Source organism: Saezia sanguinis, from assembly GCF_003991585.1.
Classification (GTDB): Bacteria; Pseudomonadota; Gammaproteobacteria; order Burkholderiales; family Burkholderiaceae_C; genus Saezia; species Saezia sanguinis.
Map to the genome: position 1 here is coordinate 537,676 of NZ_PQSP01000001.1, position 14,273 is coordinate 551,948.

The window sequence follows — 14,273 nt, forward strand, 5'->3', positions numbered from 1 at the left end:
CTAAGCCCAAATCGAGCGAATAGCAAAGATACAAGCTGTCATTAAAAATCCTGGGAAAATTCCCAGCAACAGGATAGCTAAGCCATTCAGCGACAATAAATAACGCTGCTCATTCCCACCGTGGGTGACAACTTTCGGCGCATTCTCTTCGGGAGCATCAAAATACATGACTTTGACCACTCTCAGATAGTAGTAAGCACCAATCAAAGACATGATCACCGCATAAACGGCCACTGCAGTAAACCCGGCATGTACCAATGCCTGAAGCACAAACAGCTTGGCATAGAACCCTACCAGCGGCGGAATACCTGCCAACGAAAACATTGCAATGGCCATGACAGCGGCCATCAGCGGGCTATGCTGATTCAATCCTTTCAAATCATTGATCTTGTCAAACTTTTCACCGTTACGTGACAAATACAGCAATACACCGAACGAAGCCAGAGTCGTCAATACATAGCTGATCAGATAAAAAAGCCCGGACTGATAGCCACCACCCTGCAATTGGTTACCAACACTCATGGTCCAGCCGCCACTGAGCAGATCCAGCAATACAAAACCCATTTGAGCAATGGTCGAATAAGCCAGCATACGCCGGATATTGCTTTGCATGATGGCAGCCAAATTCCCAACCAGCAACGATAGTACCGCCAGAATCATCAGCATTTGCTGCCACTGTACATGCATGATAGACAGCATATCCACCAGCAGACGCACCGCCATCGCATAAGCTGCCAACTTGGGCATACTGCTCACAAACAATGTAATGACTGTGGGAGAGCCCTGGTACACATCAGGCACCCACATATGGAAAGGCACGACCCCGAGCTTAAATGCAAGGCCCGATACAATAAAAACCAGACCGAAAATCAACACACGGTTATATTCAACCCCTGCATTCTGCCCTTCATACAAAGCACTGACAATTGCACTTAATTCCAAGTTGCCGCCAGAAGCACCATAGATCAGGGACATACCATACAGCATGAAGCCACTGGCCAAAGCGCCTAACACAAAGTATTTCATTGCGGCTTCAGTCGCATTTTTATCGTCCCGCCGTAATGCCACCAGAGCGTAAAGAGACAGAGACATCACTTCCAGGCCCAGATACAACATCAGCAGGTTGTTGCCCGAAATCATGACCATCGCACCCAGTAAGGAGAGCAAAGCTAAGCTGAACAACTCGCCTTTGAGCATTTGACGCGAGAGAGCATAAGACCTTCCATACGACAAGATCAACATCACTGCAATTACCGCACAGAATTTCAGCAGACTGGCAAGCTGATCGACCACCACCATGCCATTCCAGGCCACCACTTTATAGCCATTGATAAACTGAATCAGTTCCAGAATCGCAATAGCAAGCAAAGTTATCTGCGACAGCACATAGGGTGCCGTCTGCTTCTCTGTCCGGTCTTTACCCAAACCAATCAAGGTAATGACGCAGGCCATTACTGCCAGAATTACTTCGGGGAAAATCGCGCTCCAAACCATATTTTCACCATTCATTTGTCTCGCTCCCCATTACTGTGCTGACGGAATTTTTGAAGGAACATTGACGTGATTATCAAGCAATGCCTTAATCGATGGCTCCATCACATCGGTGACCGGTTTTGGAAACACCCCCAAAGCAATCACCATGGCTGCCATCACCGCCAGTATGCCAAATTCACGGCAGCCAATATCTTTCAGCGCTTTCACCTTGTCATTGCCTACAGGCCCAAAATACACCCGCTTGTACATCCACAGAGTATAAGCAGCAGCCAGAATCAATGAAGTGGCAGCCAGCAGACCAATCCAGAAGTTGAACTTCACTGCAGCCAAAATCACCATCCACTCACCAATGAAACCGGAAGTACCCGGCAAACCACTGTTTGCCATACAGAACAGCAACGCCAGTGCGGCAAACTTAGGCATGGTATTGATCACACCGCCGTAATCAGCAATCTCACGCGAATGTACCCGGTCATACAGCACACCAATACACAGGAACATCGCGCCTGCAACAAACCCGTGAGAAATCATCTGCACAATCGCGCCCGAAAGCCCTAGAGGCGTAAACAAAAAGATGCCCAGTGTCACAAACCCCATGTGCGTGATGGAAGAATACGCCACCAGCTTCTTCATATCTTTTTGCACCAAGGCAACCAGCCCGACATAAATCACTGCAATCAAAGACAGTGCAATGATGACCCAAGCGTACTCCTTGCTGGCATCAGGCAGGATTGGCAGCACAAAACGCAGAAAACCATAAGCCCCCAGTTTCAGCATGATCGCTGCCAGCACCACAGAGCCACCGGTAGGTGCTTCCACGTGGGCATCGGGCAACCAGGTATGTACCGGCCACATTGGAATCTTGACAGCAAACGCAGCAAAAAAAGCAATAAACAATAGCGTTTGTGCAGTCATGGTCAACGGGGTCTGATACCATTTGGTCAATGCAAAGCTTTCTCCGGAGACGTTATACATATAAATCAACGCCACGAGCATCAGCAGTGATCCCGCCAGGGTATACAGGAAAAACTTGAATGCGGCATAAACACGCCGTGGTCCGCCCCACACCCCGATGATGATATACATTGGGATCAGGGTTGCTTCAAAAAACACGTAAAACAGCACAGCATCCTGTGCACAGAATACGCCGATCATCAGACCCGAGAGAATCAGGAACGCACCCATATACTGATGCACGCGCTGAGTGATCACTTCCCAGCCGGCAATCACAACAATCACGGTGATAAATGCTGTCAGCAGCACAAACCAGACAGAAATGCCGTCAATCCCCAGATGGTAGTTGATATTCAGTGCAGTAATCCAGGGTGCAAACTCCTGAAACTGCATTTCTGCCGTGCCTAATTGAAAACCTGTGATCAAGGGAATGGTCACCAGAAAACTGATAACCGCCCCTATCAGCGCCAGCATGCGTGCGAACTGCGGCTGCTGGTCGCGACCAGCAATCAACAGAACCACACCAAATAAGATAGGAAGCCAGATGGCCAAGCTTAACAGCATGTGAATTTTCCTTCTTCTACTAATTGAGCCACAGGAACCAGGTCATCAGCACAAACACGCCGAACACCATCGCCAAAGCATAGTGGTAGATATAACCTGTTTGGAACCTGCGTACCAATGCTGCAATGCGGCCCACAATTTTCCAGGATCCATTGACCAGTCCTCCGTCAATGACACCCTGATCTCCGGCCTTCCACAGCAAATTCCCCAATTTAACGCCAAGCCCGGCAAAGACATTAATCCAAAGCCAGTCCATGTAATACTTGGCATCCAGAATTTTGTACAGCCATGCAAAATTCTTTTTAATCCATGCCGGAATTCCGGGCTTGACCATGTACAGGAACCAGGCAACCACCACCCCGGCCAAAGCCAGCCAGAACGGCGCGGCCATCAGGCCATGCGTTGTCATCGCCCATACACCATGAAAACCCGCTTTCATTTCTTCCATGACGGCATGATTGCTCAGTGGCTCAACAATACCGTCAAAGAAATTACCGTATAACAAAGGCCCAATGATATAGCCTGCAATAACAGATGGGATGGCCAATGCAATCAGCGGCAATGTCATAGACAGTGGGGTTTCATGCGGCTTCCCAGTATGTCCATGGTGATCATCTGCATGCGGGTCATGCGGCACCTGGTCATAACGTTCCTTACCATGAAATACCAGGAAATACACACGGAAAGAATACAACGCCGTGACAAAAACACCAGCCAAAACAGCAAATGAAGCAAAACCGGAGCCATAAAGATGGCTTTCCTGAACGGCTTCAATGATACTGTCCTTCGAGTAGAAACCTGAAAACAGCGGAGTGCCGATCAATGCCAGGGAACCGATTAAAAATGTGATCCAGGTAATCGGCATGTATTTGCGCACGCCGCCCATGTAGCGGATGTCCTGGTTATGGTGCATGCCAATGATGACAGAACCCGCCCCCAAGAACAGCAATGCTTTAAAGAACGCATGCGTCATCAGGTGGAAAATCGCAATCGGATAGGCCGACACACCCAGTGCCACCACCATATACCCTAACTGCGAAAGCGTTGAATACGCCACCACACGTTTGATGTCGTTCTGGATAATCCCCAGAAAGCCCATGAACAAAGCCGTAATGGCACCAATGATCAGCACAAAACTCAGCGCCGTATCAGACAACTCAAACAGCGGCGACATACGGGTCACCATAAAGATGCCGGCCGTCACCATGGTTGCCGCGTGGATCAGTGCCGAAATCGGTGTCGGGCCTTCCATCGAATCAGGCAGCCACACATGCAATGGAAACTGTGCCGATTTACCCATGGCGCCAATAAACAGGCAAATACAAGCCACTGTGAGCAGTTGCCAGTCTGTGCCGGGGAAAGCCATGGTCGCCAGAGAATCCTTCTGGGCAAAAATGTCGTTGTAATTCAGCGAACCCGTTGCTGCAGCCAGCAAACCTATCCCTAAGATAAACCCGAAGTCACCGACGCGGTTCAGCAAAAAGGCCTTCAGGTTGGCAAAAATCGCTGTCGGACGTGTATACCAAAAACCAATCAACAGGTAAGAAACCAGACCAACCGCTTCCCAGCCAAAGAACAGCTGGAGCATGTTATTGGCCATCACCAGCATCAGCATGGAGAATGTGAACAGGCTGATGTACGAAAAGAAACGCTGATATCCCGGGTCATCGTGCATATAGCCGATGGTATAAACGTGAACCATCAGCGACACAAAAGTTACCACACACATCATCAGGGCCGTCAGGTTATCGACCATGAAGCCGATCTCCATCTTCATGCCGCCAATCATGGCCCACTCATAGATGGTGCCGTTGAAGGTGGCACCACCGAGCGTCTGGGAAAACACGATTGCTGAGCAGATAAACGAAATCAGTACCCCCAGAATCGTAACCCACTGAGCCCCTTTTCGACCGACCTGCTTACCGAATAACCCGGCGACAATACAGCCTGCCAAAGGCACCATCGGTACGGCCAGCAATAAACTTTGTGAAATAGTTGTCGTCATAGTGTTCACTTGCTGGATGGTTACCCTTTAAGGGAATCAAGTTCGTCAGCATTAATTGACGAACGGTTACGGAATAGCAGAACCAGAATCGCCAAACCGATAGCAGACTCTGCCGCAGCGACCGTCAGGATAAAAAACACAAAAATCTGTCCGTTAAGATCACCAAGGAAATGCGAAAACGCGACAAAGTTCATGTTAACCGCCAACAGCATCAGCTCAATGGCCATCAGCAGCACAATCAGATTCTTGCGGTTCATGAAAATACCCACGACAGACAGCGCAAACAAAATTGCACCCAGCGTCAGAAAGTGTCCCAGTGTCAATGTCATGCTTTTTCTCCTCCCTGTGCTGCGGGCGTCTCGCCCGATGCAACAGCATCAGGTGCATCTTCTGCCGCAGCTTCAGCGCCGCGGTTCACCGCTTCAAGCTTCACAACCTTCAGGCGGTCCGCCTTGTTTGCCTTCAACTGCTCAGATACTTCTATCGCCTTGTTGTTAGCCCTGCGGGGCCGGAATGTCAAAGCAATCGCAGCAATCATCCCCACCAGCAGCAATATGGCAGCAATTTCAAACGGATACAGGTAATCGGTATAAAGCTTCTGCCCGATATCTGCAGCATTACCTCTGGCAGAAACCTCACTCGTCACACTCGCCAGCGTTTCAGAGCCAAACCCGCCCATCAACACAATCCCTGCTTCAACGATGATCACCACAGCAATCATCAGCCCGACCGGGAAATACTTCCAGAAGTCGCGACGCAATGTATCAATGTTGATATCCAGCATCATCACGATAAACAGGAACAACACCATCACCGCGCCCACATAGACCAGCACCAGCACAATAGCCAGAAACTCGGCCCTGAGCAGCATCCAGATCCCTGCCGCATTAAAAAATGCCAGAATTAAATAAAGCACTGCATAAACCGGATTACGCGCTGTAACAACCCGAAACCCCGAAAACACCAGAAGTGCTGCGAAAAAGTAAAAGAAAGCGGTTATGACCATGCTTGTTTGCCTTGCATCATGTTACTAGCGGTAACGTGCATCAGCCTCCTTATTGGCGGCTATCTCTTTTTCGTATCGGTCACCAATAGCTAAAAGCATATCTTTGGTGAAATACAGATCCCCTTTTTTCTCTCCGTGGTAATCGAAAATATGCGTTTCCACGATGGAGTCCACCGGGCAGCTTTCTTCGCAAAAACCACAGAAAATACATTTGGCCAAATCAATGTCGTAACGCGTCGTGCGGCGGGAGCCATCTTCGCGCTCGGCACTTTCGATAGAAATGGCCAGTGCCGGACAAACAGCCTCACACAGTTTGCATGCAATGCAACGCTCTTCACCGTTTTCATAACGCCTGAGTGCATGCAAGCCACGAAAACGCGGAGACAGTGGTGTTTGTTCTTCCGGGTAATACACGGTAATGGTCGGAGACCAGAAGTGGCGCCCCGTTACCATGAGCCCCTGGAGAAGCTCCTTGAGCAAAAAGGTGTTAAAGAAATTTTTGATCGCAGACATTGCTGTCGTCCTTTGTCAACTGCGGGATCAACCCGTATAAGTCCAGATGTTCCATGGTGACATGATCCATATTCCTACCAGTACCAGCCAAACCAGCGTGACAGGAATAAACACCTTCCAGCCCAAACGCATGATCTGGTCATAGCGATAGCGCGGGAAAGTGGCACGTACCCACAGGAACATGGTTACAACGCAGAATGTTTTTATGCCCAGCCAGATCCAGCCCGGAATAAAGCTCAGGAAAGCAAACGGTGCATCCCATCCACCCAGGAAGAACGTGACGGTCAGTATGGAAACCAGAATCATGTTGGCATATTCGGCCAGGAAGAAAATGGCAAACCCCATGCCTGAATATTCAATCATGTGCCCGGCCACAATTTCCGATTCACCTTCTACCACGTCAAACGGGTGACGGTTACATTCGGCCAGGCCTGAGGTGAAATAAATCACAAAGATAGGCAGCAAAGGCAGCCAGTTCCATGACAGAAAATTCAACCCCCAGCTGGCAAACATGCCCTGCTGCTGTCCCACCACAATCGTGGACATATTCAGGCTGCCGGAAACCATCAGAATGATCACGGCGCAAAAACCCATGGCCAGTTCATAAGAAATCATCTGTGCAGAAGCACGCATGGCACCGAGGAACGCATACTTGGAGTTGGACGCCCAGCCGGCAATGATGATGCCGTAAATTTCCAGTGAGGTAATCGACAGCAGCAACAGCAAACCGGCGTTGACATTGGCAACAGCCATATCCGGCCCGAACGGAATCACCACCCAGGCAGCCAGCGATGCCCCCATGGTAATGGCCGGCGCCATGTAAAACAGCACCTTATTGGCTTTGGCCGGCGTAATCACTTCCTTAAAAATCAGCTTGGTCGCATCGGCAATCGGTGTCAGCAAGCCCCAAGGGCCCACACGGTTCGGGCCGGGACGAATCTGCGTATGCCCAATCCCGACACGCTCCCACATGGTCAGATAAGCTACCAGGGTCAATAACGGAGCCAGCACAACGGCAATTTTGATCACTGTCCAAATCAGTGTCCAAAAGGAGTATCCAAAAACCCCTAATCCCCAGTTGTAAATGAAATCGATCATTTTTTATCCAGTCTTTCTCATCATGGCCCTGGCTCAGACCTTCACAATTGTCAGTGGACCAAACGCATTTCCCAGCGTTGCAGTCAATGGATGACCGACGGGAACACGTAACGTACCGTTCGCCTGTGCCGGTGCATGCACAGCTTGCAAAACAGCATGGGCTTCACCCTGCTGAACACGCACCTGATCACCATCCTGCAACCCCATATCTTTCCAGATATGCGTAGGCACGCCCACAACCGGTGGCTTGGCGTCTCTGGTGGCTTGCAGTGCAGGCGCTCTGCGAACCAGTGCATCTGTCGCATAAATCGGCACTTCTGCAACACGCTCATACTCGCCTGCACCCAGGTTCAAAGAGAATTCGGCGGGCACTGCTGCTTCGCTCTGGTTAGACAAGCCAGACTTCAAAAGAAGCCCTGTTTCATCTGTTGCCAGATTCATCAATGCGGCTTCACGAACCTCTTGCGCACTGTTATATGCAAGGCCTGATAACCCCAGCATATCAGCCAGCACACGCAGCACCTTCCATGCCGGACGCGTATCCCCCAAAGGTGTTGTCACACCGTGGAACGACTGCACACGCCCTTCTGCATTGATGAATGTGCCCGCTGTTTCTGTAAACGGCGCGATTGGCAGCAAAGCATCTGCATAGTCCATTGCTTTTTCGCTCTTGAACGCAGACATGCAAATCACCGTATCAGCGCCCTTGAGCGAAGTATAGGCGCGTGCAGGGTTGGCCATATCCAGTTCAGGCTCAGTTGCCAGCAGAATATAGGCACGCAGAGATTTTTCCAGCATCTGCGCTGCGTTTAAACCACTGTTTTGAGGCATTGCCTTCACCAGTTGCGCACCGACTGTATTGGCATCTTCCGTTAAATACCCAACGGTTGCGCCGGTTTGCTCGGCAATCCAGTTAGTGGCTGTCAGCAACTGAGAAGCACGGGGATGCTGTGCAGCCATATTCCCCAGCAGAATGGCTTTACTTTGGCCGGAAATCAATGACTTGGCAATGGCTGCTGAAACGTCATCAACAGTACCGGCAAATGGTGATTGTGTTCCTTTTTCCTGGGCAACAGCCTGTGCCACATTGCACAGTGCTTTCAGCCACTGGGATGGTGCCACCACCACTTCACCAGCAATTGGCAAGCGCCAATCGTCGGCCACCGCGTGGATACGGAACACCTCTGCACCCTGCTTGTTGCAGGCCTGGCGGATACGCTGTGCAAACAGCGGATGATCCTTATTCAAGAAAGAGCCTACCACCAATGCACTGTTCAACGTAGACAGCGATGCAATGCTGGTTCCCAGCCAATGTGCACCATGGCCTTGAACAAATTCTGAATGACGCAGACGGAAATCCACATTATCGGAACCATACTCACGCATCAGGCTGGAGAGCAGATACAACTCTTCCACTGTGGAATGGCCTGTCGCCAAAGCCCCCACGCTGTCAGCGCCATGCGTTTGGGCAATATCTTTCAGAGCACGGGCTACATAATCCAGCGCGGTCGGCCAGTCCACTTCATGCCAGCGTCCATCCTGCTTGAGCATGGGTTTGGTCAAACGCTGATCACTGTTCAGTGCTTCGTAGGAAAAACGATCACGGTCAGCAATCCAGCATTCATTCACATCTTCATTTTCCAGCGGTACCACACGCATGACCTGCGCCCCCTTCACCTGCACCACCAGATTGGCACCGGTGGAATCATGCGGGCTGACGCTTTTGCGTCTGGAAAGCTCCCAGGTACGGGCTGAATAGCGGAAAGGCTTGCTGGTTAACGCACCGACCGGGCAAATGTCAATCATGTTGCCGGAAATCTCGGAATCCACGGTTGAACCCAAAAATGTCGTGATTTCTGCGTGCTCGCCCCGGTTCACCATGCCCAGTTCCATGATACCGGCAATTTCCTGCCCGAAGCGCACACAGCGGGTACATTGAATACAGCGGCTCATTTCCTCCATGGAAATCAGCGGACCTACGTTTTTATGGAACACCACCCGTTTTTCTTCGGTATAGCGTGAGCCGTCACTGCCATAGCCCACAGCCAGATCCTGCAGCAAACACTCGCCGCCCTGGTCACAGATCGGGCAATCCAGCGGATGGTTAATCAGTAAAAACTCCATCACCGATTGCTGTGCTGCAACGGCTTTTTCACTCTTGGTATGAACAACCATACCCTGCGTCACAGGCGTGGCGCATGCAGGTACCGGCTTCGGTACCTTTTCAACGTCCACCAGACACATGCGGCAGTTGGCCGCAATGGAGAGTTTTTTGTGATAGCAAAAATGAGGAATGAACGTACCGGCCTTCTCGGCAGCCTGCATCACCATGCTGCCTTCTGTGACCTCAACCTTACGACCATCAAGTTCTATTTCAACCATGGAGTGCATCCTGCTGACGAGACGAGTGCGCACCAACCTTACAGGTCTTGTGCTCAATGTGATAGGCGAATTCATCGCGGAAATGCTTCAGGAATGCCTGTACCGGCATGGCAGCGGCTTCCCCAAGCGCACAGATGGTTCGGCCTTTGATATTAAACGCCACCGAATCCAGTAAATCCAAATCTTCAGGCTTGCCCTGTCCATGCTCAATACGGTGAATAATGCGCCACAACCAGCCGGTACCTTCACGGCAAGGTGTGCACTGGCCACACGATTCATGCATGTAAAAATAAGACAAACGCAGCAAACTGTTGACCATGCAACGTGTTTCGTCCATCACAATCACCGCACCAGACCCCATCATCGAACCGGCCTTGGCCAGGTCGTCATAGTCCATCGTGGTATTCATGATGATTTCTGCCGGCAACACTGGAGCAGATGAACCGCCTGGAATCACCGCCTTGAGCTTGTGCCCATGACGTACGCCACCCGCCAGCCCCAGCAATTGGGAGAACGGAATGCCCATGGGTACTTCATAATTCCCCGGAAACTCCACATCCCCTGAGATGGAGAAAATCTTGGTGCCGCCATTGTTTGGCTTGCCGCAGGCCAGATATGCCTCGCCGCCATTGAGAATGATCCACGGCACCGCGGCCAGTGTTTCCACATTGTTAATGGTAGTCGGCTTGCCATAAATACCAAAACTGGCAGGAAATGGCGGTTTAAAACGGGGCTGCCCTTTTTTACCTTCAATGGACTCCAGCAACGCCGTTTCTTCACCACAGATGTATGCCCCAAAGCCATGGTGTGCATGCAACTGAAAGCTGAATCCCGAGCCTAAAATGTTATCTCCCAAATACCCCGCCGCTCTGGCTTCCTCTATCGCCTGCTCAAATCGTTCGTAAACTTCGAAAATCTCGCCGTGAATATAATTGAACCCAACACTGGCACCCATGGTGTAGCCGCCAATCAGCATGCCTTCAATCACCATATGCGGGTTGAACATCAGAATATCGCGGTCTTTACACGTGCCCGGCTCGCCTTCGTCAGCGTTACACACCAGGTATTTCTGGCCCGGAAACGCGCGTGGCATGAAACTCCATTTCAAACCAGTCGGAAAACCAGCACCGCCACGACCGCGCAGGGCTGATGTTTTGAGCGTGGCAATGATCTCATCCTGAGACATGCCGCTGCCGCCATCTTTACCCAGCACTTTGCGCAGTGCCTGATAGCCGCCGCGGGCTTCATAGTCTTTCAACCCCCAGTTCGTGCCATCGATACCGGCATAAATCTGTGGGTTAATGTGGCGGCCATGAAAACAGGTTTCCTTGCCTGTTGCTGCAAACTGGGCCAGAACGTCTTGTACCTTCATTGCGCGTCCTCCGCTGACTTCAGGCCGTCAATGAGCTGATCCAGTTTGTCATTGTCCATAAAGCTGCACATGTTACGGTCATTCACCAGCATCACTGGTGTGTCGGCACATGCGCCCAGACATTCACATTCCTGCACAGTGAACAGGCCGTCCGCCGTCGTTTCGCCGACATTCACGTCCAGTTTTTTGCACAGATGCTCTACCGCTTCTTTACCGCCACGCAACTGGCAAGACAGGTTGGTACATACATTGAGCTTGTATTTGCCAACCGGTTTCTGGTTGTACATGTTGTAAAAGCTGGTCACCTCGCGCACGGCAATCGCTGGCATCTCTAAATACTCCGCGACCTGTGCCTCAGCTTCGGGTGATATCCACCCCTGCTCCTGTTGCACAATGGCCAGACAAGCCATCACCGCAGACTGTTTTTGATCTGCCGGGTACTTTTCCAGTTCGCGTGCAAATCGCTGTTTGGTTGCTTCAGATATCATCGGTCAACATCTCCAAACACAATATCCATCGTGCCAATAATCGCCACCACGTCAGCAAGCATGTGCCCTTTGGCCATGACATCCATTGCTGAAAGGTGTACAAAACCTGGTGAACGCAGCCTGAACCGGTATGGTTTGTTGGCTCCGTCACTGATCAGATAAACACCCAACTCCCCCTTCGGATGTTCAATCCCCGCATACGCCTCCCCTTCAGGAGCACTCATCCCTTCAGAAAACAGTTTGAAGTGATGAATCAGCGACTCCATGGAGGTTTTCATTTCCACGCGCGAAGGTGGCGCCACTTTATGATCATCCGTAATCACCGGCCCCGGATTCACGCGCAGCCAGTCCACACACTGTTTGATGATGCGTACGGACTGACGCATTTCCTCCACACGCACCAGATAGCGGTCATAACAGTCGCCGTTGGTGCCGATAGGAACATCAAAATCCATGCGGTCATACACTTCGTAGGGCTGATGTTTACGCAGGTCCCACAATATGCCGGACCCCCGCAGCATCGGCCCTGTGAACCCAAGCTGCTTGGCCTCTTCAGGGCTGACCACACCAATACCTACCGTGCGTTGCTTCCAGATACGATTTTCCGTCAGCAGGGTTTCGTAGTCATCCAGGTTTTTGTGATAACGCCCGGCAAACTCGTCAATGAAGTCCAGCAAACTGCCTTCACGCGGTTTGTTGCGGCGTTTGGTTGACTTGGCATTGTGAATTTTCGACTCTTTATACAAAGCCATGGAATCCGGCAAATCGCGGTATACGCCACCAGGTCGGAAATAAGCCGCATGCATACGGGCACCGGAAACCGCTTCGTACATATCAAAAATATCTTCGCGGTCACGCATGCCATAAATCATCATGTTCATGGCACCGCAGTCAAGCCCGTGCGAGCCTAAGAACATCAAATGATTCGCCAGACGCGTAATCTCAGAAAACATGACACGGATATACTGCGCACGAATAGGCACTTTGATGCCCAGCAGCTTTTCCACCGCCAGACAGTAGGCGTGCTCATTGCACATCATGGACACATAGTCCAAACGGTCCATGTAAGGCAGGTTCTGAAGATAGGTACGGGTTTCTGCAAGCTTTTCCGTACCCCGGTGTAACAAACCAATGTGCGGGTCAGCCCGCTCTACCACCTCACCATCAAGCTCAAGCACCAAACGCAGCACACCGTGTGCTGCCGGATGCTGTGGGCCAAAGTTAAGTGTGTAATTCTTGATTTCTGCCATGGCTTACCTTGTGTATCTGCTACTAGCGGTTTGTACCTACTTTGGTTATCTGAAGTTAATGCCTGACGCCACCGTAACCATCCTCACGAATCACTCTGGGAATGATCTCTCGCGGCTCAATCGTGACAGGCTGGTACACCACCCTTTGCTGCTTTTCGTCGTAGATCATTTCGACATGACCAGAGATCGGGAAATCTTTGCGCTGCGGGTGTCCGATAAAACCATAGTCTGTGAGAATTCTGCGCAAATCCGGATGACCTTCAAAGACAACACCGTACATGTCAAACACTTCGCGTTCAAACCAGTTGGTATTCGGCCAAACGTTAACCAGCGAAGGCAGAAGCGGCATTTCATCATCGGCACAGGCCACTTTCACGCGGATACGCTGGTTCTGTGCAATGGAGAGCAACTGCAATACAACGTAGTAACGCGGCCCATCGTATTCGCCTTCACGGTAGGTTGAATAGTCAACACCGCACAGGTCAATCAGTATTTCAAATTTACAGGCACTGTCATCACGCAGTTTTTGACAGGCAGCCAGATAATTTTCCGGGCTGACTTCAAGTACCAGATCGCCTCTGATAATCTGCGCCTTTTTGAGCAGAGATCCTAAAACTGTTTCGACGGTGGATTGAAAAGTTTCAACATAGCTCATCGCTCAATACCTCGCTATGGAATTAGTTCGGCGAATTTTTTTATGCAACTGCAAAATGCCGTATGCCAGCGCTTCAGCCGTTGGCGGGCAACCAGGCACGTACACATCCACCGGCACAATGCGGTCGCAGCCTCTAACCACTGAATAGCTGTAGTGATAATAACCACCGCCATTGGCGCAAGAGCCCATGGAGATAACCCAGCGCGGTTCGGCCATCTGGTCATATACCTTGCGCAAAGCCATAGCCATCTTGTTGCACAAAGTGCCTGAAACAATCATCAGGTCTGACTGCCTGGGGCTTGGCCGGAACAGCATGCCAAAGCGGTCAGCATCATAACGTGCGCCGCCAAAATGCATCATTTCCATGGCACAGCATGCCAGACCAAAAGTCATTGGCCACAACGAACCGGTTTTAGACCAGTTCATCAAGGCATCCACCTTGGTTACTATAAAACCATCTTTTTTGATGTTATCGCCATCAGCCATGTGCGA

At 50.8% G+C, this 14,273-nt stretch carries 13 protein-coding genes; all 13 read right to left on the minus strand.

Translation table 11 applies throughout. The annotated features are described in order from the left end of the window. Genes nuoN through CUZ56_RS02530 form a run of 13 tightly spaced genes read right to left on the minus strand, consistent with a single transcriptional unit; the run spans position 1 to position 14,267 of the window. On the minus strand, positions 1 to 1,509 hold the full coding sequence (gene nuoN, locus CUZ56_RS02470; RefSeq protein ID WP_126977878.1) for an NADH-quinone oxidoreductase subunit NuoN: 1,509 nt from the start codon (positions 1,507 to 1,509) through the stop codon (positions 1 to 3). Between the two features lie 15 nt (positions 1,510 to 1,524). Beyond that, positions 1,525 to 3,012 (minus strand): NADH-quinone oxidoreductase subunit M, encoded by a 1,488-nt coding sequence (locus tag CUZ56_RS02475; RefSeq protein WP_126977880.1) that lies wholly within the window; start codon positions 3,010 to 3,012, stop codon positions 1,525 to 1,527. Positions 3,013 to 3,031: 19 nt separating this feature from the next. After that, the gene (nuoL, locus tag CUZ56_RS02480; protein ID WP_126977882.1) at positions 3,032 to 5,017 is read right to left on the minus strand and encodes an NADH-quinone oxidoreductase subunit L; all 1,986 of its coding nucleotides are present in this window, start codon (positions 5,015 to 5,017) and stop codon (positions 3,032 to 3,034) included. A gap of 20 nt (positions 5,018 to 5,037) precedes the next feature. After that, complete coding sequence (gene nuoK, locus CUZ56_RS02485; protein ID WP_126977884.1) at positions 5,038 to 5,346, minus strand: NADH-quinone oxidoreductase subunit NuoK; 309 nt, start codon at positions 5,344 to 5,346, stop codon at positions 5,038 to 5,040. Beyond that, positions 5,343 to 6,023 (minus strand): NADH-quinone oxidoreductase subunit J, encoded by a 681-nt coding sequence (locus tag CUZ56_RS02490; RefSeq protein WP_126977886.1) that lies wholly within the window; start codon positions 6,021 to 6,023, stop codon positions 5,343 to 5,345. Before CUZ56_RS02490 ends, nuoK begins: the two co-directional genes overlap by 4 nt. A 24-nt stretch (positions 6,024 to 6,047) precedes the next feature. Then, on the minus strand, positions 6,048 to 6,536 hold the full coding sequence (gene nuoI / locus CUZ56_RS02495) for an NADH-quinone oxidoreductase subunit NuoI (RefSeq protein WP_126977888.1): 489 nt from the start codon (positions 6,534 to 6,536) through the stop codon (positions 6,048 to 6,050). A gap of 27 nt (positions 6,537 to 6,563) precedes the next feature. Continuing rightward, a complete protein-coding gene (nuoH, locus tag CUZ56_RS02500) occupies positions 6,564 to 7,634 on the minus strand; it encodes an NADH-quinone oxidoreductase subunit NuoH (protein ID WP_126977890.1) in 1,071 nt (356 codons plus the stop codon). A gap of 33 nt (positions 7,635 to 7,667) precedes the next feature. Continuing rightward, the gene (nuoG, locus tag CUZ56_RS02505) at positions 7,668 to 10,016 is read right to left on the minus strand and encodes an NADH-quinone oxidoreductase subunit NuoG (RefSeq protein WP_126977892.1); all 2,349 of its coding nucleotides are present in this window, start codon (positions 10,014 to 10,016) and stop codon (positions 7,668 to 7,670) included. Then, the gene (nuoF, locus tag CUZ56_RS02510; RefSeq protein WP_126977894.1) at positions 10,009 to 11,388 is read right to left on the minus strand and encodes an NADH-quinone oxidoreductase subunit NuoF; all 1,380 of its coding nucleotides are present in this window, start codon (positions 11,386 to 11,388) and stop codon (positions 10,009 to 10,011) included. Before nuoF ends, nuoG begins: the two co-directional genes overlap by 8 nt. Beyond that, entirely contained in the window at positions 11,385 to 11,876 is a 492-nt protein-coding gene (gene nuoE, locus CUZ56_RS02515) for an NADH-quinone oxidoreductase subunit NuoE (protein ID WP_126977896.1), read from the minus strand. Before nuoE ends, nuoF begins: the two co-directional genes overlap by 4 nt. Further along, positions 11,873 to 13,126, minus strand: a complete 1,254-nt coding sequence (locus CUZ56_RS02520; RefSeq protein WP_126977898.1) for an NADH-quinone oxidoreductase subunit D — start codon at positions 13,124 to 13,126, stop codon at positions 11,873 to 11,875. The genes nuoE and CUZ56_RS02520 overlap by 4 nt, the downstream gene beginning before the upstream one ends. Positions 13,127 to 13,181: 55 nt before the next feature. Then, positions 13,182 to 13,781 carry an NADH-quinone oxidoreductase subunit C gene (locus CUZ56_RS02525; RefSeq protein ID WP_126977900.1) on the minus strand — a complete coding sequence of 200 codons (600 nt, stop codon included), beginning with the start codon at positions 13,779 to 13,781 and terminating at the stop codon, positions 13,182 to 13,184. Positions 13,782 to 13,784: 3 nt separating this feature from the next. Next, positions 13,785 to 14,267 carry a NuoB/complex I 20 kDa subunit family protein gene (locus CUZ56_RS02530; protein WP_126977902.1) on the minus strand — a complete coding sequence of 161 codons (483 nt, stop codon included), beginning with the start codon at positions 14,265 to 14,267 and terminating at the stop codon, positions 13,785 to 13,787. Positions 14,268 to 14,273: the final 6 nt, after the last annotated feature.